Annotated in this window: 17 protein-coding genes and 1 pseudogene; 9 read left to right on the forward strand and 9 right to left on the reverse strand. The window is 69.6% G+C overall.

Annotation, left to right across the window (positions count from 1 at the left end; translation table 11 throughout):
* Positions 1-58: 58 nt before the first annotated feature.
* Positions 59-1,420, reverse strand: coding sequence for an aspartate aminotransferase family protein (locus tag AB0I68_RS20430; RefSeq protein WP_363178734.1), 1,362 nt, complete (start codon positions 1,418-1,420; stop codon positions 59-61).
* A gap of 3 nt (positions 1,421-1,423) precedes the next feature.
* On the reverse strand, positions 1,424-1,927 hold the full coding sequence (locus AB0I68_RS20435; RefSeq protein ID WP_363178735.1) for an Lrp/AsnC family transcriptional regulator: 504 nt from the start codon (positions 1,925-1,927) through the stop codon (positions 1,424-1,426).
* 169 nt (positions 1,928-2,096) lie between these two features.
* On the opposite strand from AB0I68_RS20435, the gene AB0I68_RS20440 reads away from it, so the two are divergent.
* The 3 genes from AB0I68_RS20440 to AB0I68_RS20450 all read left to right on the forward strand — a co-directional run bounded on the left by AB0I68_RS20440 (position 2,097) and on the right by AB0I68_RS20450 (position 5,380).
* Positions 2,097-3,536 carry a gamma-aminobutyraldehyde dehydrogenase gene (locus AB0I68_RS20440; RefSeq protein ID WP_363178736.1) on the forward strand — a complete coding sequence of 480 codons (1,440 nt, stop codon included), beginning with the start codon at positions 2,097-2,099 and terminating at the stop codon, positions 3,534-3,536.
* Positions 3,537-3,641: 105 nt separating this feature from the next.
* Positions 3,642-4,820 (forward strand): spermidine/putrescine ABC transporter substrate-binding protein, encoded by a 1,179-nt coding sequence (locus AB0I68_RS20445; protein ID WP_363178737.1) that lies wholly within the window; start codon positions 3,642-3,644, stop codon positions 4,818-4,820.
* A gap of 95 nt (positions 4,821-4,915) precedes the next feature.
* Complete coding sequence (locus tag AB0I68_RS20450) at positions 4,916-5,380, forward strand: hypothetical protein (RefSeq protein WP_363178738.1); 465 nt, start codon at positions 4,916-4,918, stop codon at positions 5,378-5,380.
* Positions 5,381-5,383: 3 nt separating this feature from the next.
* Here the strand turns inward: AB0I68_RS20450 and AB0I68_RS20455 are convergent, their stop codons facing one another.
* The 5 genes from AB0I68_RS20455 to AB0I68_RS20475 all read right to left on the reverse strand — a co-directional run bounded on the left by AB0I68_RS20455 (position 5,384) and on the right by AB0I68_RS20475 (position 10,412).
* Entirely contained in the window at positions 5,384-6,625 is a 1,242-nt protein-coding gene (locus AB0I68_RS20455) for a serine hydrolase domain-containing protein (protein ID WP_363178739.1), read from the reverse strand.
* Between the two features lie 146 nt (positions 6,626-6,771).
* The gene (locus tag AB0I68_RS20460) at positions 6,772-7,470 is read right to left on the reverse strand and encodes a response regulator transcription factor (protein WP_363178740.1); all 699 of its coding nucleotides are present in this window, start codon (positions 7,468-7,470) and stop codon (positions 6,772-6,774) included.
* Entirely contained in the window at positions 7,467-8,660 is a 1,194-nt protein-coding gene (locus tag AB0I68_RS20465; protein WP_363178741.1) for a histidine kinase, read from the reverse strand. Before AB0I68_RS20465 ends, AB0I68_RS20460 begins: the two co-directional genes overlap by 4 nt.
* Entirely contained in the window at positions 8,657-9,364 is a 708-nt protein-coding gene (locus tag AB0I68_RS20470) for a glycerophosphodiester phosphodiesterase (RefSeq protein ID WP_363178742.1), read from the reverse strand. The genes AB0I68_RS20465 and AB0I68_RS20470 overlap by 4 nt, the downstream gene beginning before the upstream one ends.
* Before the next feature lie 22 nt (positions 9,365-9,386).
* Positions 9,387-10,412: an adenosine deaminase gene (locus tag AB0I68_RS20475; protein ID WP_363178743.1), complete on the reverse strand. Its 1,026-nt coding sequence runs from the start codon at positions 10,410-10,412 to the stop codon at positions 9,387-9,389.
* Between the two features lie 109 nt (positions 10,413-10,521).
* On the opposite strand from AB0I68_RS20475, the gene AB0I68_RS20480 reads away from it, so the two are divergent.
* Positions 10,522-11,172 carry a DUF4190 domain-containing protein gene (locus tag AB0I68_RS20480; protein ID WP_363178744.1) on the forward strand — a complete coding sequence of 217 codons (651 nt, stop codon included), beginning with the start codon at positions 10,522-10,524 and terminating at the stop codon, positions 11,170-11,172.
* Between the two features lie 254 nt (positions 11,173-11,426).
* Here the strand turns inward: AB0I68_RS20480 and AB0I68_RS20485 are convergent.
* Both AB0I68_RS20485 and AB0I68_RS20490 read right to left on the reverse strand, forming a co-directional pair.
* Positions 11,427-11,725 (reverse strand): annotated as a pseudogene (locus AB0I68_RS20485) (hypothetical protein); the annotation flags it as partial.
* A 192-nt stretch (positions 11,726-11,917) separates the two neighbouring features.
* A complete protein-coding gene (locus AB0I68_RS20490; protein ID WP_363178745.1) occupies positions 11,918-12,472 on the reverse strand; it encodes an NADAR family protein in 555 nt (184 codons plus the stop codon).
* A gap of 182 nt (positions 12,473-12,654) precedes the next feature.
* Here AB0I68_RS20490 and AB0I68_RS20495 point away from each other — a divergent pair, with 182 nt between their 5' ends.
* The 5 genes from AB0I68_RS20495 to AB0I68_RS20515 all read left to right on the forward strand — a co-directional run bounded on the left by AB0I68_RS20495 (position 12,655) and on the right by AB0I68_RS20515 (position 18,454).
* The gene (locus AB0I68_RS20495; protein ID WP_363178746.1) at positions 12,655-14,172 is read left to right on the forward strand and encodes a gamma-aminobutyraldehyde dehydrogenase; all 1,518 of its coding nucleotides are present in this window, start codon (positions 12,655-12,657) and stop codon (positions 14,170-14,172) included.
* 73 nt (positions 14,173-14,245) lie between these two features.
* Entirely contained in the window at positions 14,246-15,496 is a 1,251-nt protein-coding gene (locus AB0I68_RS20500) for a spermidine/putrescine ABC transporter substrate-binding protein (RefSeq protein ID WP_363178747.1), read from the forward strand.
* A gap of 68 nt (positions 15,497-15,564) precedes the next feature.
* Positions 15,565-16,734, forward strand: coding sequence for an ABC transporter ATP-binding protein (locus tag AB0I68_RS20505; protein ID WP_363178748.1), 1,170 nt, complete (start codon positions 15,565-15,567; stop codon positions 16,732-16,734).
* Positions 16,731-17,660 (forward strand): ABC transporter permease, encoded by a 930-nt coding sequence (locus tag AB0I68_RS20510; RefSeq protein WP_363178749.1) that lies wholly within the window; start codon positions 16,731-16,733, stop codon positions 17,658-17,660. The genes AB0I68_RS20505 and AB0I68_RS20510 overlap by 4 nt, the downstream gene beginning before the upstream one ends.
* Positions 17,660-18,454, forward strand: coding sequence for an ABC transporter permease (locus AB0I68_RS20515; protein ID WP_363178750.1), 795 nt, complete (start codon positions 17,660-17,662; stop codon positions 18,452-18,454). Before AB0I68_RS20510 ends, AB0I68_RS20515 begins: the two co-directional genes overlap by 1 nt.
* Positions 18,455-18,472 lie beyond the last annotated feature (18 nt).

Raw genomic sequence — 18,472 nt, forward strand, 5'->3', positions numbered from 1 at the left:
CCGCGTTCTCACTCGAACGGAGGATCCGGGCCGTGTGGTTCGGACTATTTACTGCTCTTTACAGCTTGGTCCACGCCTCGGTGAGCACCGAGCGCAGGATGCCTTCGATCTCGTCGAAGGTGCCCTGGTCCGCGATCAGCGGCGGGGCCAGCTGGATGACCGGGTCGCCACGGTCGTCGGCACGGCAGTACAGGCCGTTCTCGAAGAGCGCCTTGGAGAGGAAGCCGTAGAGCACGCGCTCGGTCTCCTCGTCGGTGAAGGACTCCTTGGTGACCTTGTCCTTGACGAGCTCGATGCCGTAGAAGAAGCCGTTGCCGCGGACGTCGCCGACGATCGGCAGGTCGTGCAGCTTCTTCAGCGTCGAGAAGAAGGCGTCCTCGTTGTCCAGCACGTGCTGGTTGAGGCCTTCCTTGTCGAAGATGTCGAGGTTGGCGAGCGCCACCGCGGAGGACACCGGGTGCCCGCCGAAGGTGTAGCCGTGCAGGAAGGTGTTGTCGCCCTTGTAGAACGGCTCGGCGATGCGGTCCGAGACGATGCAGGCACCGATCGGGGAGTAGCCCGAGGTCATGCCCTTGGCGCAGGTGATCATGTCCGGGACGTAGTCGAACTTGTCACAGGCGAACATCGTGCCGAGGCGGCCGAAGGCGCAGATCGTCTCGTCGGAGACGAGGAGCACGTCGTATTCGTCGCAGATCTCGCGGACCCGCTGGAAGTACCCGGGCGGCGGCGGGAAGCAGCCGCCGGCGTTCTGCACCGGCTCGAGGAAGACGGCGGCGACGGTGTCGGCGCCCTCGAAGAGGATCTCCTGCTCGATCTGGTCGGCGCACCAGCGGCCGAAGGCCTCGGGGTCGTCGCCGTAGATCGGGGCGCGGTAGATGTTGGTGTTCGGCACCTTGTGCGCGCCGGGGACCAGCGGCTCGAAGGGGGCCTTCAGGGCGGGCAGGCCGGTGATGGACAGCGCGCCCTGGGGGGTGCCGTGGTAGGCGACCGCGCGGGAGATGACCTTGTACTTGGTGTGCTTGCCCTGCAGCTTGAAGTACTGCTTGGCGAGCTTCCAGGCGGTCTCGACGGCCTCGCCGCCGCCGGTGGTGAAGAAGACCTTGTTCAGGTCGCCGGGGGCGTAGCCGGCGAGGCGCTCGGCGAGCTCGACGGCCTTGGGGTGTGCGTACGACCAGATGGGGAAGAACGCGAGTTCCTGGGCCTGCTTGTAGGCGACCTCGGCCAGTTCCTTGCGGCCGTGACCGGCGTTGACCACGAACAGTCCGGCGAGACCGTCCAGGTAGCGCTTGCCCTTGTCGTCGAAGATGTAGGTTCCCTCACCCCGAACGATGGTGGGGACGGGGGAGTTCTCGTACGACGACATGCGGGTGAAGTGCATCCACAGGTGGTCGTACGCGGTCTTGGAGAGGTCCTGGCTCACGGGCTATCGAGTTCCCCACATGTAGGTCTGCTTCTTCAGCTTCAGATAAACGAAGCTTTCGGTTGATCGCACGCCGGGGAGCGCGCGGATCTTCTTGTTGATCGTCTCCAGCAAGTGGTCGTCGTCCTCGCAGACGATCTCCACCATCAGGTCGAACGAGCCCGCGGTCATCACCACGTACTCACACTCGGCCATCTGAGTCAGTGCGTCGGCCACCGGGTCGAGGTCTCCCTCGACGTTGATGCCGACCATGGCCTGGCGTCGCAGGCCCACGGTGAGCGGGTCGGTGACGGCGACGATCTGCATGACGCCCTGGTCGAGCAGCTTCTGGACGCGCTGGCGCACCGCCGCCTCCGACAGGCCGACGGCCTTGCCGATCGCTGCGTAGGGGCGGCGACCGTCCTCCTGCAGTTGCTCGATGATCGCCAGGGACACAGCATCGACCGAAGGGGACGGTTGTCTGTTCCTGGAATCTGCGTTTCGACTGACCACGACCTCACTCTGCACGAGGAGTCGTCTGTTCCGCAAGACGGAATCGATGAAATCCGTTGTCTGGCGACCCAGATATCACTGATTTCGTAGTTGGTGGCGTCCGGCCCTGTCGAAAGCGTCCGCGTAGGGGCTAGGCTTGGTATTCGTCTCAATCGTTGGACATGTGATCAGGAGTGTGGCTGGAGTGACCACCGAACTGCGTCGTCTGCGCAACTACATCGGCGGAGAGTTCAAGGACGCCGCCGACGGGCGGACCACCGAGGTGGTCAACCCCGCCACCGGCGACGTGTACGCCACCGCCCCGCTCTCCGGCCAGGGCGATGTCGACGCCGCCATGGCCGCTGCCGCAGCCGCCTTCCCCGGCTGGCGCGACACCACCCCCTCCGAGCGGCAGAAGGCCCTGCTCAAGATCGCGGACGCCTTCGAGGCGCGCGCGGACGAGCTCGTGGCAGCCGAGTCGGAGAACACCGGCAAGCCGCTGGGCCTCACGGCCAGCGAGGAGCTGCCGCCGATGGTGGACCAGATCCGCTTCTTCGCGGGTGCGGCCCGCCTCCTCGAGGGCCGCTCGGCCGGCGAGTACATGGACGGGATGACCTCGATCATCCGCCGTGAGCCGGTCGGCGTATGCGCCCAGGTCGCGCCGTGGAACTACCCGATGATGATGGCCGTGTGGAAGTTCGCCCCGGCCATCGCCGCGGGCAACACCGTGGTGCTCAAGCCCTCGGACACCACCCCGGCCTCCACCGTCCTGATGGCCGAGATCATCGACTCGATCCTGCCCAAGGGCGTCTTCAACGTCGTGTGCGGCGACCGCGAGACCGGCAAGGCCATGGTCGAGCACTCCACCCCGGCGATGGCCTCCATCACCGGCTCGGTGCGCGCCGGCATGCAGGTCGCCGAGAGCGCCTCGAAGGACGTCAAGCGCGTCCACCTGGAGCTCGGCGGCAAGGCCCCGGTCGTGGTCTTCGAGGACGCCGACATCGCCAAGGCCGTCGAGGACATCGCGGTCGCCGGCTACTTCAACGCCGGCCAGGACTGCACCGCCGCGACCCGCGTGCTCGTGCACGAGTCCATCCACGACGAGTTCGTGAGCGCCCTCGCCAAGGCCGCCGCCGACACCAAGACCGGCCAGCCGGACGACGAGGACGTGCTCTACGGCCCGCTGAACAACCCGAACCAGCTCAAGCAGGTCGCGGGCTTCATCGAGCGACTCCCGGCGCACGCCAAGGTCGAGGCGGGTGGCCACCAGGTCGGCGAGAAGGGCTACTTCTACGCCCCGACCGTGGTCTCGGGCCTCAAGCAGGACGACGAGATCATCCAGAACGAGGTCTTCGGCCCCGTCATCACCGTCCAGTCCTTCACGGACGAGGCCCAGGCGCTGGAGTACGCGAACGGCGTCGAGTTCGCCCTCGCCTCCTCCGTGTGGACCAAGGACCACGGCCGTGCGATGCGGATGTCCAAGAACCTCGACTTCGGCTGTGTGTGGATCAACACCCACATCCCGCTCGTGGCCGAGATGCCCCACGGCGGCTTCAAGAAGTCCGGCTACGGCAAGGACCTCTCCGCCTACGGCTTCGAGGACTACACGCGCATCAAGCACGTGATGACCTCGCTCGACGGCTGATCGGTCTTCTCGGCGATCGCATCGATCATCGAAGGAGCCTGAGAGGGCGGGCAGTAGACAATGTGTCTATTGCCCGCCCTCTCCTCGTTCCCCGAGGCTTTGCCCATGCCTGAACTCGCCTTCTCCCGCCGCACGGCACTGCGCGGCCTCGGTGCCGCCGGCCTGTTCGCGGCCCTCACCGGCTGTGGTGTGCCCGCCGCCTACGTCCCCGAGGACCGGCGGGGAGGCCCGGACCAATCCGGCCGGGACAAGCGGGTCGCCTTCTCCAACTGGCCGCTGTACATCGACACCGACGAGCAGGACGGGGAGCGCCGTCCCACGCTGGACGCCTTCTCGGAGAAGACCGGCATCGAGGTCCGGTACACCGAGGAGATCAACGACAACGACGAGTTCTTCGGCAAGGTCAGTCCGGCCCTGATGAACCACCAGGAGACCGGCCACGACCTGGTGGTGGTCAGTGACTGGATGGCCGCCCGCTTCGTCCACCTGGGCTGGGCCCAGAAGATGGACAGGTCGGCGCAGCCCAACGTCGCCGCCCATCTGGACCCGCAGCTGCGGTCACCCGCCTTCGACGAGGGCCGCCTCCACACCGTTCCGTGGCAGTCGGGGATCACCGGCATCGCCTACAACCGCAAGGCGCTGGGCCGGGAGATCAAGTCCGTCAAGGACCTGTGGCACCCGGACCTGGCGGGCAAGGTCACCCTCTTCTCCGGCCTGGACGAGTCCTTCGCCCTGCTGATGCAGGGCAACGGCGTGGACGTCACCCGGTGGACCGAGTCCGACTTCCACCGGATGTGCGACCAGGTGGAGAGCATGGTGAAGAAGCAGCACATCCGCCGCTTCACCGGCAACGACTACACCTCCGATCTGAGCAAGGGCGATGTCCTGGCCTGCCAGGCCTACTCCGGCGACGCCATCCAGCTTCAGGCCGACAACCCCGATATCGAGTTCGTGGTCCCGGAGGAAGGCGCCGAGCTCTGGGCGGAGAGCCTGCTCGTCCCCAACCTGGCCCGGCACAAGGCCAACGCCGAGGCCCTGGTCGACTACTACTACGCCCCGGAGGTGGCCGCCGAGCTCGCCGCCGCCGTCAAATACGTCTGCCCGGTCCCGGCCGCCCGCGAGGTGCTGGCCGGCTCCGGCGACAAGGGGACCGCGCGACTCGCCGAGAACCCGCTGATCTTCCCCGACGAGGAGATGCGCAAGCGGCTCGTCGTGGCCCGGGACATGTCCTCGGCCGAGCGCCGGTCCCTCGCCCAGCGCTGGAACGCCATCGTCGGTCTCTGAGCGCCGACGGGAAACCGATCACGTCCCGCCGCAGGAACTGAACATGTTCATAGATTTGGCTGAACGCGTTCAGAAACCGGCGTAGGCTTCCTCCCATGAGCGAGAGAAGCGCCCTTCAGCGGCGGATCCGTGCCTGGCTGATCCTGTTCATCGTCTGCCTCGTACTCAGCGGTCTCACGGCCTTCCCCCTGGTCAGCGAGCTCCACTGGGCCAACTCCCTCGTGTCCCACGAGTGGCTGCGACGGGTGGGAGACGGGCTGGACCGGGCCGATGCGGACTACCCCTTCCTCCTCTACGGCACCGACTGGCTCGCCTTCGCCCACCTGGTGATCGCGGTGTTCTTCTACGGAGTCCACCGCGACCCCGTCCGCAACATCTGGATCGTCGAAGCCGGCATGATCGCCTGCGCCGGCGTGATCCCCCTGGCCCTGATCTGCGGCCCCATCCGGGGCATCCCCTTCTGGTGGAGCGTCATCGACATGTCGTTCGGAGTCTTCGGGGCCATACCCCTGCTGGTGCTCCGCCGCATGATCAAGCGACTTGAAACGCTGCCCGCCTGACGGCTACTTGGCGAAGGCCGCCGCGACGATCCCGTAGGCCACCTTGTTCATGTCCTGACCCTTGGCGTCCGTGGCGTTGACCGAGTAGACGAGGGTGCGGGAGAGGTCCCGCGTCCCGCCGATCACAGTGCTGTAGCCGTACCGGGAGCCCGTCTTGCCGTAGACCATCGTGCCGTCCGGCAGCACGAACCGCTTCATCCCAGCGGTCTGCACGGCGTCCTTCCCGGACTCGGAGTCCTTCACCACGGGCACCGTGAACATCTCCTCCAGTTGCGCCTTCGGCACCACCCGGCCGCCGAAAAGGGCCCCGGTGAACTTCTCCAGGTCCGCCGTGGTCGATATCAGGTCCCCGGCAGCCCAGTTGGAAGAGGAGTTCCACTCCGTCACATCCACCAGCGAGGTCCCTCCGCCGGGCTTCTCCACCGCCTGGTAGCCGTGGTGGTGCGGTCCCGCTATCCGGTTCTCCCCGCGCGACGGAATCGAAGTGTGGTGCAGCCCCAGCGGCTTGAGGATCCGAGTGGACAGGGCCTGCTCGTACGTCGTCCCCGTCAGCTTCTCGATCAGCACGCCCAGGATCGTGTAGTCGATGTTGAGGTAGTGCTGCTTCTCGCCCGGCCGGAACTCGGGCCCCTTCGCCACCGCTTCTGCGATCAGCGCATGCGGGTCGACCACGTCGAACCGGTGGGCGTACTGCGCCTCGAACGAGTCCCCCGGGCCCTCGGCCGGCTGGATGCCGCTCGTGTAGTTCAGCAACTGCCGCACACTGACGGGCTCGAAGCCCTTCGGGCCGGCCGGCAGCAGCCCCGGCAGGTACCGCTGTACCGGCTCGTCCAGATCGACCTTGCCCTCGGCGGCCAGCTGGAGCACCACCGCCGCCGTGAAGGTCTTGGTCACCGAACCCGCCCGGAACCGGGCGCCGTCGATCGCCTCGCGGCCGGTGCGGACATCGGCCACGCCGGAACTGCCCACCCAGCGGCCGCTCGTACCGCCCACCCGGACCAGCGCGGCCGTCGCGTCCTTGTTGTCAGGGCCGACGCCGGCGATCGCCTTGCGCAGCGCCGCCGCGTCGGGCGGGGTCGTGTAGACGGGCGGCGCCGTGACGCCCGCGGACACCGGGCCGGTCGCCTGCGAGGTCGACGCCGCAGCCGCCGGTCCGGGCGCCGGGGCTGCATGGGCGACGGCCGGCCCGGCCGCGATGCCCAGGACCAGAGCAGTGCCGATCAGTGTGCGCGTACGGACCTTCATGGCGGGAACCCCCTGTGAGCCATCCGGGCCCCAGCGGCCCCGATGACTCAATGCTGCAGGTCAGAGGGGTCTTCGCGGATCACCACCAAGAGGGGTCTTCACCAGTACGACAACTCACCGGCGCGAGGGATCCGACCGCCGGTCTCTCACTCCCCAGAGGGAGATACCCCAGAGCCGGCCCCCGCCCCGGCCGCGATCAGGCCCGTCTCGTACGCGCAGATCACCGCCTGGATCCGGTCCCGCAGCCCCAGCTTCGCCAGCACATTCCCCACGTGCGACTTCACCGTGTGCTCGCTCACCACCAGCGCGGCCGCGATCTCCGCATTCGACAGCCCCCGCCCCAGATGCAGCAGCGTCTCCCGCTCCCGCGCCGTCAGCACCTCCAGCCGCTGCGCGGGCAGCGCCCCCGCGGCCGGGCGCGCCGTCGCCGCCGTGTACTCCTCGATCAGCCGCCGCGCCACCGAAGGCGCCAGCAGCGACTCGCCCGCCGCCACCACCCGTACGGCATGCACCAGGTCGTCCCGGCGCACGTCCTTCAGCAGGAACCCGCTCGCCCCCGCGTGCAACGCCTCGTACACGTACTCGTCCGAGTCGAAGGTCGTCAGCATCACCGTCCGGCACGAGGTCCCGGCCGAGATCGTCCGGCACGCCTCGATCCCGTCGAGCACCGGCATCCGGATGTCCAGCAGCGCCACGTCCGGCCTCAGCTCCCGCACCGCCGCCACCGCCGCCGCGCCGTCCCCCACCTCCGCGACGACCTCGATGTCCTCCTGCACGTCCAGGATCATCGCGAAGCCGCTGCGCACCAGCTCCTGGTCGTCGGCCACCACCACACGGATCGTCAACGCCCCACCTCCAGCGGTGAGGTTACTAGGACGACGCGGACCGAGAACCCCAGGCCATCGGGCCCCGGCCCGCACTCCGCCGTGCCGCCGTGCGCCGCCGCCCGCTCCCGGATCCCGATCAGACCGTGCCCGCCGGCCGGCCCGCCGGGCGCTGTCCCCGTTCCCGGGCCCCGCCCGTCGTCCACCACCGTCACCGTGAGCGCCTCCGGCCCGTACTCCAGCCGTACGGACACCGCCGACGCCCCGGCATGCTTCACCACGTTCGTCAGCGCCTCCTGCACCACCCGGTGCACCGTCGCCTCCAGCGCCGCCGGCAGCGCGCGCACCGCGCCCGTCCGCTCGTACGCCACCTCAGGCCCGCTGCCCCGGACCCGCTCCAGCAGCCCGGGCAGCTCCGCGATCCCGGGCTGCGGCGTGCGCGGCGCCGCCTCACCCCCGCGGTCCGTCCGCAGTACGCCCAGCATGGTCCGCAGCTGCGCCATCGCGTCCCGGCCCGTCTCGGCGATCGCGTCGAAGGCCGCCTCCGCCCGCTCCGGAGCCCTGCGCACCGCTACCGGACCGGCCTCCGCCTGCACGATCATGATGCTGACCGCGTGCGAGAGGATGTCGTGCATCTCCCGGGCTATCCGGGCCCGTTCGCGCGCCGCCGCCTGCTCCGCCTCGATCCGGTTCGCCCGCTCCAGCTCCGCCGCCCGGGCCTCGACGGCCTTCGTGTAGGCCTGCCGGGTGTACTGGAGGCGCCCCAGGGCGTACGCCGCCGCGAAGACGAACAGCGCGAACAGCAGCTCCTTGGCCGTCCCGGTATTGAGCGCCACGGAGGCGAGGATCAGCCCGGTCAGCGTCACGCCCATCGTGATCCGCACCCGGGCCGGGCACAGGAGCGCCATCGTGTAGACGCCGATCAACGGGGCGTACGGCAGCGGCTGCCCGGGGCCGTCCAGCGCCAGCGTGTAGACCGAGCCGACCGCGACCATGCCGAAGATCGCGGGCACGGGCGCCCGCCGCCGCCACACCAGCGGCACATTGCCCAGCGTTGTCAGCAGGTACGCCGACCAGGTGGCCGGCGATTCCAGTGGATCGCGGGGAACGACGAACGGAATCGTCGTCGCCACCTGGACCAGCAGGGTCAGCCCCAGGTCCTGCCACCGCGGATCGGCGCGCCGGATCCGCTCGCCGAGGGTGCGTATCACCGGCCGGACACCCCGAGCCCGGCCCGTACGCCGGCCAGCGCGTCCACGCGGTTGGTGGTGATGGAGTCCACCCCGGCCGCGATCAGCTTGCGCATCGCCCACGTGGTGTCCGCGGTCCAGGCCGAGACCAGCAGGCCCTCCTTGTGGAGCGCGTCCGTCAGCTCCCGGTCCACCAGCCCGAAGCGGTAGTTGAGCCACTTCGGCGCCACCGCGTCGATCAGCACCCGGCGCGGCGGAGCCAGCGTGGTCCACGTCAGCGCGATCTCGGCGCCCGGATCGGCGGCACGCACGGCCAGCATGGTGTCCGGGCCCGCGCAGTAGTACGTACGGTCGCGCGCCCCGCACTCCCGGACCCGGCCGACGACCGTCGTCACGGATTCGGGCGACGCGCCGGGCAGGTCGATCATCACCCGGCCCGCGCCGGCCGCCGCCAGGGCCTCGCGCAGCGTCGGGACCCCACCGTCCGTCAACTCCTTCAACTGCGGGGCCGTGACGGCATCGAGCCGCACGTCATGGCCCCACAGCCGCTGGAGCGTCTCGTCGTGGAGCACGACCGCCTCCCCGTCGCGGGTCAGCCGTACGTCGATCTCGACCGCGTCCGCTCCGCGTGCGAAGGCCGAGCGGATCGAGGGCAGGGTGTTCTCGCGGACACGGTAGGGATCGCCGCGGTGGCCTACGGCCGTCAGGGTGCGCATGACTGCCATTGTCGGCGTTCCCCACGGTCCGTCAGCGCGCCAGCCAGGCGGAGGTGTACGTGTCGATCTCCGCGCTGAGCTTCGCCTTGCCGGCTTCGTCCAGGAACGAGGCCTCGACGGCGTTCTTGGCCAGCTGCGCGAGCCCGCGCTCGTCGAGGTCGAGCAGCCGCGCGGCGACCGCGTACTCGTTGTTGAGGTCCGAGCCGAACATCGGCGGGTCGTCACTGTTGATGGTGACGAGCACGCCCGCCTGCACCATCTCCTTGACGGGGTGCCGGTCCAGGTCGGTCACGGCGCGGGTGGCGATGTTGGAGGTCGGGCAGACCTCGAGCGCGATCCGGTGCTCGGCGAGGTAGGCGAGCAGCTCCGGGTCCTGGGTGGCGCTGGTGCCGTGGCCGATGCGCTCGGCGCCGAGGTCGCGGATGGCGTCCCAGATGGTCTGCGGGCCGGTGGTCTCGCCGGCGTGCGGCACGCTGTGCAGGCCCGCGGCCCGGGCGGCGTCGAAGTACGGCTTGAACTGCGGGCGCGGGACGCCGATCTCGGGTCCGCCGAGGCCGAAGGAGACCAGGCCCTCCGGGCGCAGGTCGACGGCGAGGCGCGCGGTCTCGGCGGCGGCCTCGAGGCCCGCCTCGCCCGGGATGTCGAAGCACCAGCGCAGGATGACGCCGAGCTCGGCCTCGGCAGCCTTGCGGGCGTCCTCGATGGCCTCCATGAAGGCCTTCTCGTCGATGCCGCGGCGGGTGGAGGAGTACGGGGTGATGGTCAGCTCGGCGTAGCGGATGTTCTGCCGGGCCATGTCGCGGGCGACTTCGAAAGTCAGGGTGCGGACGTCGTCGGGGGTGCGGACCAGGTCGACGACGGAGAGGTAGACCTCGATGAAGTGCGCGAAGTCGGTGAACGTGAAGTAGTCGGCGAGTGCCTCGGGGTCGGTGGGGACCTTGGAGTCGGGGTGGCGGGAGGCGAGTTCGGCGACGATGCGGGGGGAGGCCGAGCCGACGTGGTGGACGTGGAGTTCCGCCTTGGGCAGCCCTGCGATGAAGGGGTTCAAGTCGGGCATGAGGGAGCCTCCGGGAGATGCGGATGCGGACGGATCGGGCTTCATCGTAGGCATCTCCGCCGCTGTCGGCGGCAGCGCTTAGCATGGCTGTACGAGAGGGGGGCGCCGCATGACCGACCAGAGCCCCGAGCCGAGGGACCCGTGGGCGCCGCCTGAGCGGCCGGCGGTGGAGCTCGGCAAACCGCGGGCCACGCAGGGCGCGTCGGGTTCGCCGTCCGCGCACGACCAGCCCACGATCGCGGGGATGCCGGGGGCGGACATCCCGCCGGACCAGATACCCGGGGCGACTCCGACGCCTACGCCGATACCGGCTGCGGCGCCCGCGTACGGGTACCCGGCCCAGGCGAATCCCGGCGGTTACGCGTACCCCGGACCGCCGCCCGCACAGCCGACGTACGGCTACCCCGGGTACCCCGGCTATCAGGGATACCCCGGGTACCCGGCCTATCCGCCGAAGAGCAACGGCTTCGGGGTCACCGCCCTCGTCCTCGGCATCACCGGTGTGGTCACCTGCTACCTGGGCCTCCTGTTCGGAGTCCCGGCGGTCATCTTCGGCGCCCTGGGCCGCGGCAAAGTGCGGCGTGGCGAGGCCGACAACGGCCCGATGGCACTGGCCGGCATCATCCTGGGCGCGGTCGGCATCGTGATCAGCCTCCTGATGATCGCGCTCGTCATCGCCGGTGTCCTGCTCGGTGACCGGGGAAGCGGTTCCGACTTCGACGGCCCGTCCTCGCACACGCAGGTCCGCGAGAGGGTCTGACGCACAGGCCACAGGGCAGAGGGCGCAGGCCACAGAGCACAGGGCCGGGACCGGGCAGCGCATGCCCGGTCCCGGCCCTGTCCGTCTGTCCGTCCGCCCGTTCAGGGGCCCACGCCACCCACGGCCGGTCGGCGTCCCGCCCGCCCTCGATCGGGGAGACCGCGCGAAAGGCGGCCGGTTCGCGGACCCGGAGGGCGCGTGGCCCGTCCGGTACCGCCAGGTTCCGGCTGTACACCGGGACTTCGTCGGGGACGAGCCCCAGCCGTCCCGAAGACGTCCGCCGCGTCCGCCCGGTTGAGCTGCGAGCGGTCGGACAGGGGCGCCCACATCGACCCCCGAGCGGTCCACGAGGACCAGCGTCGGCCGGGCAGGGCCGGGACGTTGGCCGACGAGTGGCCGAGCGACTGCTCCAGCGGGTACGCCCAGCGCGGCGAGGGCGCGTGCCGCGTCCATCGGCCCCCCGGAGCCAGCCGGCCAGCGCCTCCCCGGTGATGCCCGCGGCGGCGAGCCGCTCGGCCCCGTCCCGCGCGGTGACCACGGTCCGACGTCGAGCCGCGCTGTGACGTACTCGGCGGCTCCGACCAGCGAGGCGGTGCGCAGCCAGCCAGCCAGCCAGGCAGCCGGGCAGGCCGGCGGTCCATGCAGCGTCCTCGACTGCGAGGCGGCGCACGAGCGCGGAGAACCGGTCGGCGCGGGCCTCGCCGCTCTCGTGGCCCGCCACTCGTTCACTCCGTGGCCGCGGGCGTCAGACCGTCTCCGCTCGCAGCCGGTCGCGGGCCTCCATCAGGGCGAAGCCCAGCAGGTTCAGACCGCGCCAGCGGGACGGGTTCAGCGCGCGGTCGTCGTCCGCGGCCAGGCCGATGCCCCAGATGCGGTCCAGCGGGCTCGCCTCCACCAGCACCCGGTTCCCGGTGGACAGCAGGTACGCGCGCAGCTCGGGGGTGGACGCGAACTTGTGCACGCTGCCCTCCACCACCAGCGCGAACCGCTCCCGCTCCCATATCGACTCGTCGAAGCCGCGCACCAGTCGCCCGGCCTTCTTGGCCGCCGCCGGACTCTTCGCCTCCAGCGCGGCGCGCTCCGCCTCGGCGTCGGCGAACAGCCGGGCCTTGCCGGCCATCATCCAGTGCTCCGCCGTGGCATAACGGACATCACCCACGGTGAACGGGGACAGCCACCACTGGCTCAAGCAGCTCGGGCCGAGCGTCCCGTCCGGGCGCGGCCGGTGCCCCCAGAACGGCAGGTACTTCACCCGCTCACCACGGCTGACCTGCTCGATCAACCTGTCGATCTTCTCCATGCACGCGAGTCTGACAGTCGCCACTGACACTTCGTACGGGATTCGCGGTGTGCCTCGACACATGGTCGACCGATTCCGTCGCGTAATCAAAAGGCAACAACGGAATCACTTGGCGGTGGGGAACACCTCTGCCAGGATCGGCACTCAATTCGAGCTGAAGCTACGGAGAGCGTGAGAGCGTCATGGGTAATCGCTTCCAGGTCAAGGACCGCTTCGCAGACGGCGCGCAGTACATCGACGGGCAGCTGAGGGCCGGTACCTCCGGGCAGTCGCACACCGTCGTCGATCCTGCGACGGGCGAGGAGGTGCTCACGTACGAGCTCGCCTCCACGGCGGACGTCGACGAGGCCGTCGCCGCCGCCAAGCGGGCCTTCCCGGCCTGGTCCGCGGCCACCCCCGGCGAGCGCTCGGACACGCTGCACCGGCTGGCCGCCGTGCTGGCCGAGCAGGCGGAGGACTTCGCGTACGCGGAGTCCCTCCAGTGCGGCAAGCCGATCAAGCTGTCCACCGAGTTCGACGTACCGGGAACCATCGACAACACCGCCTTCTTCGCGGGCGCCGCGCGGCATCTCCAGGGGCAGGCGGCCGCCGAGTACTCAGGGGACCACACCTCCTACGTGCGGCGCGAGGCCATCGGGGTCGTCGGCTCCATCGCCCCCTGGAACTATCCGCTCCAGATGGCCGCCTGGAAGATCCTCCCGGCGATCGCCGCGGGCAACACGATCGTCCTCAAGCCCGCCGAGCTGACCCCGCTCACCTCCCTGATGTTCGCCCAGGCGGCCAAGGACGCGGGCCTGCCCGACGGCGTGGTCAACATCGTCACCGGCGCCGGCCGGGACGCGGGCGAGCACCTGGTGGGGCACCCGGACGTCGTCATGACCTCCTTCACGGGTTCCACCGCCGTCGGCAAGCGGGTCGCCGAGATCGCGACCGCCACCGTCAAGCGGCTCCACCTGGAGCTCGGCGGCAAGGCGCCCTTCCTGGTCTTCGACGACGCCGACCTGGAGGCCGCCGCCCACGGCGCCGTCGCCGCCTCCCTGATCAACACCGGCCAGGACTGCACCGCCGCCACCCGTGCGTACGTCCAGCGCCCCCTGCACGACGCCTTCGTGGCCCGCGTGGCCGAGCTGATGGAGACCGTCCGCCTCGGCGACCCCAACGACTGGGCCACCGACCTCGGCCCGCTGGTCTCGCACGCCCAGCGCGACCGGGTCGCCGGCTTCGTGGAGCGCGCCCGCGGCTACGCCACCGTCGTCACCGGCGGCGAGATCCCGGGCGGCGAGCTCGCCGAGGGCGCGTACTACCGTCCCACCCTCGTCTCCGGCGCCGCCCAGGACAGCGAGGTCGTCCAGTCCGAGATCTTCGGCCCGGTCCTCGTCGTCCTGCCCTTCGACACCGACGACGAGGGCATCGAGCTGGCCAACGACACCCCGTACGGACTCGCCGCCTCCGCCTGGAGCCGCGACGTCTACCGGGCGAACCGTGCCACCCGCGAGATCAAGGCGGGCTGCGTCTGGGTCAACGACCACATTCCGATCATCAGCGAGATGCCGCACGGGGGCTACAAGGCGAGTGGCTTCGGAAAGGACATGAGCGCCTACTCCTTCGAGGAGTACACGCAGGTCAAGCATGTGATGTACGACAACACGGCGGTGGCGGCCAAGGACTGGCACCGCACGATCTTCGGGGACCGCACCTAACCGTCTGCGGCTTTCGCCGCGTGGCAGCCGACCGCCTGACCAGCGGCGCCCACCCATCCCGAAAGGGCAGCTCATGGAGCAGTTCGAGCCCGACCGCCTCTCGGCGGCGCAACTCGCCGCGATGCGGCGCAGCCTCACCAGCGGGCGCGGCGCCCTCACCCGCCGCTCACTGCTGCGCGCCTCCGGAGTCGGAGCGCTCACCCTCGGCGGCCTGGCCTCCCTGTCCGCCTGCGGCATCCCGCCCGCCCAGCGTGCGGGCGACACGGCCGCCGCCTCCGACGACCGCTCGGCCCAGGAGAAGGAGATCAACTTCTCCAACTGGACCGAGTACATGGACACCAGCGAGGACGAGAAGAGCCACCCGACGCTGGAGGAGTTCACCAAGCGGACCGGGATCAAGGTCAAGTACACCGAGGACATCAACGACAACGTCGAGTTCTTCGGCAAGGTCCGCCCGCAGCTCGCGGCCGGCCAGGACACCGGCCGCGACCTGATCGTCGTCACCGACTGGCTCGCCGCCCGCATCATCCGGCTCGGCTGGGCGCAGAAGCTCGACCCCTCCCACCTCCCGCACGCCTACGCCAACCTGATCCCGCAGTTCCGCAGCCCCGACTGGGACCCGGGCCGCTCGTACAGCTACCCCTGGACCGGCATCGACACCGTCATCGCGTACAACGCGAAGGCGACCGACGGCAAGAAGGTCGACTCCGTCACGCAGCTGCTCGACGACCCCTCCCTCAAGGGCCGCGTCGGCTTCCTCACCGAGATGCGCGACACGGTCGGCATGACCCTGCTCGACCAGGGCAAGGACCCGGCGACGTTCACCACCGCCGATTTCGACGGGGCCATCGGCCGGCTGCAGAAGGGCGTGGACACCAAGCAGATCCGCCGGTTCACGGGCAACGACTACACCGCGGACCTCGACAAGGGCGACATAGCCGCCTGCCTGGCCTGGGCCGGGGACATCATCCAGCTCCAGGCCGGCAACCCGGACATCAAGTACGCGATCCCGGCGCCCGGTTACATCACCTCCAGCGACAACCTGCTGGTCCCCGCCCACGCCCGGCACAAGGCCAACGCCGAGAAGCTCATCGACTTCTACTACGAGCCGCCGATCGCCGCCCAGCTGGCCGCGTTCATCAGCTACGTCTGCCCGGTCGAAGGCGTCAAGGAAGACCTCGCGAAGATCGATCCCGGGCTCGCGGACAACCCCTTGATCATTCCGGACAAGGCGATGGCGGCCAAGGCGCACGCCTTCCGCTCCCTCAGCAGTGAGGAAGAGACCGCGTACGAAGAGAAGTTCGCCAAGCTCATCGGAGCCTGACGAACCCCCCGTGCCGGCTCCCGCGCCCCGCACCCTTCCGACGACACCACCACCGAAGGCCGCGACCCATGACTGACAAGACCGCGGGCGGCGACGTCCGCCTCGCCGGGATCAGCAAGCACTACGGCTCGTTCACCGCCGTGCACCCGCTGGATCTCACCATCCCCGAGGGCTCCTTCTTCGCCCTGCTCGGCGCCTCGGGCTGCGGGAAGACCACCACCCTGCGCATGATCGCCGGCCTGGAGGAGCCCTCCACGGGCACGGTCCACCTCGGCGACCGCGAGGTCACCCAGCTGCCGCCGTACAAGCGCCCGGTCAACACGGTGTTCCAGAGCTACGCGCTGTTCCCGCACCTGAACATCTACGAGAACGTGGCCTTCGGACTGCGCCGCCGCGGCATCAAGTCCGTCAAGAAGCAGGTCGAGGACATGCTCGAGCTGGTCGAGCTGGGCCAGTTCGCCCAGCGCAAGCCGCACCAGCTCTCCGGCGGCCAGCAGCAGCGCGTGGCCGTCGCCCGCGCGCTCATCAACCACCCGCAGGTGCTGCTCCTCGACGAGCCCCTCGGCGCCCTCGACCTCAAGCTGCGCCGCCAGATGCAGCTGGAGCTCAAGCGGATCCAGACCGAGGTCGGCATCACCTTCGTGCACGTCACGCACGACCAGGAAGAGGCCATGACCATGGCCGACACGGTCGCCGTGATGAACGGCGGCCGCGTCGAGCAGCTGGGCGCGCCCGCCGAACTGTACGAGAACCCGCGCACCACCTTCGTCGCCAACTTCCTCGGGACGTCCAACCTCATCGAGGCCGAGGTCCTGGAGGCGGGCGGCGCCGATGTCATGGTCAGCTCGGCGGGGACCAAGCTGAGGCTGCCCGCGGCCCGGTGTTCGACCACCCCCAAGTCCGGCGGAAAGCTGCTGGTCGGGGTGCGTCCCGAGAAGATATCCCTGGTCCACGCGGACGAGGAGGACACCATCGCCGCAGGCCGCAACACGGTCCACGGCCGGATCGCGGACTCCTCCTTCATCGGGGTCTCCACCCAGTTCGTCATCGACAGCCCGGTCTGCCCCGAGCTCGAGGTGTACGTCCAGAACATCGAACGCGATGCCCGCCTGGTCCCCGGCGCCGAGGTCGTCCTGCACTGGAACCCGGAGCACACCTTCGGCCTCGATGCGGCTCAATCCATGCTTGCAGGGACGATGGGCGACGCGGGCATCGAGACGGTGGAGGAGGGCGCATGACCGCCACCGCCGCGCCGCCGGAGGCCGTGGCCCTCGCCGAACCCCCGGTCCACAAGGCGTCCCTGCGCAAGCGGCTGATCCCGTACTGGCTGCTGCTCCCCGGCATCCTGTGGCTGCTGGTCTTCTTCGTGCTGCCGATGGTCTACCAGGCCTCCACCTCGGTGCAGACCGGCTCCCTCGAAGAGGGCTTCCAGGTCACCTGGCACTTCCAGACGTACTGGGACGCACTGACCGAGTACTACCCGCAGTTCCTGCGCTCCCTCGCGTACGCCGGCACCGCGACCGTGCTGTGCCTGCTGCTCGGGTACCCGCTGGCCTACCTGATCGCCTTCAAGGCGGGCCGCTGGCGCAACCTGCTGCTGGTGCTGGTCATCGCGCCGTTCTTCACCAGCTTCCTGATCCGCACGCTGGCCTGGAAGACGATCCTGGCCGACGGCGGCCCCGTGGTCGCCGTCCTCAACAAGACCGGCTTCCTGGACGTCGCCGGCTGGCTCGGCATCACCCAGGGCGACCGCGTGCTGGCCACGCCGCTCGCCGTGGTCTGCGGCCTGACGTACAACTTCCTCCCCTTCATGATCCTGCCGCTCTACACCTCGCTGGAGCGCATCGACACCCGCCTCCACGAGGCGGCCGGGGACCTGTACGCCCGGCCCGTCACCACGTTCCGCAAGGTGACCTTCCCGCTCTCCATGCCGGGCGTGGTCTCCGGGACCCTGCTCACCTTCATCCCGGCGAGCGGCGACTACGTGAACGCCGAGCTGCTCGGCTCCACGGACACCCGGATGATCGGCAACGTCATCCAGTCGCAGTACCTGCGGATCCTCGACTACCCGACGGCCGCAGCGCTGTCCTTCATCCTCATGGCCATCGTGCTGATCATGGTCACCATCTACATCCGCCGAGCGGGGACGGAGGACCTGGTCTGATGAGTTGGCTCCGGCGCAATCTCGTCGTCATCTTCGGCCTCGGCACGCTCGCGTACATGATCCTGCCGAACGTCGTCGTGACGGTCTTCTCCTTCAACAACCCCGCCGGGCGGTTCAACTACGCCTGGCAGGAGTTCTCACTGGACGCCTGGAAGGACCCGTGCGGGGTCGCCGACCTGTGCGGCTCCCTGTCCCTGTCGCTCCAGCTCGCCCTGTGGGCCACGATCGGCGCCACCGTCCTCGGCACGGCCATCGCGTTCGCACTCGTCCGCTACCGCTTCCGGGCGCGCGCCGCGGTCAACTCGCTGATCTTCCTGCCGATGGCCATGCCCGAGATCGTGATGGCGGCCTCGCTGCTCGCCCTCTTCCTCAACATGGGCATCCAGCTGGGCTTCTGGACGATCCTGATCGCCCACATCATGTTCTGCCTCAGCTTCGTCGTCGCCGCCGTGAAAGCGCGTGTCCTCTCGATGGACCCTCGGCTGGAGGAGGCCGCCCGCGACCTGTATGCGGGCCCGGTGCAGACCTTCCTACGGGTCACCCTGCCGATCGCGGCACCGGGTATCGCGGCGGGCGCGCTGCTCTCCTTCGCGCTCTCGTTCGACGACTTCATCATCACCAACTTCAACTCGGGCAACACCGTCACCTTCCCCATGTTCGTGTGGGGATCGGCCCAGCGCGGTACGCCCGTCCAGATCAACGTCATCGGCACGGCGATGTTCGTCATCGCGGTGCTGGTGGTGCTCGCCGGCCAGATGGTCGGGAACCGCCGCAAGAAAGCACAGCCCAAGTAGCTCTGTAGGGAGTTGGAA

This window comes from Streptomyces sp. NPDC050448 (genome assembly GCF_040655295.1).
In the GTDB taxonomy this organism is placed as follows: Bacteria; Actinomycetota; Actinomycetes; order Streptomycetales; family Streptomycetaceae; genus Streptomyces.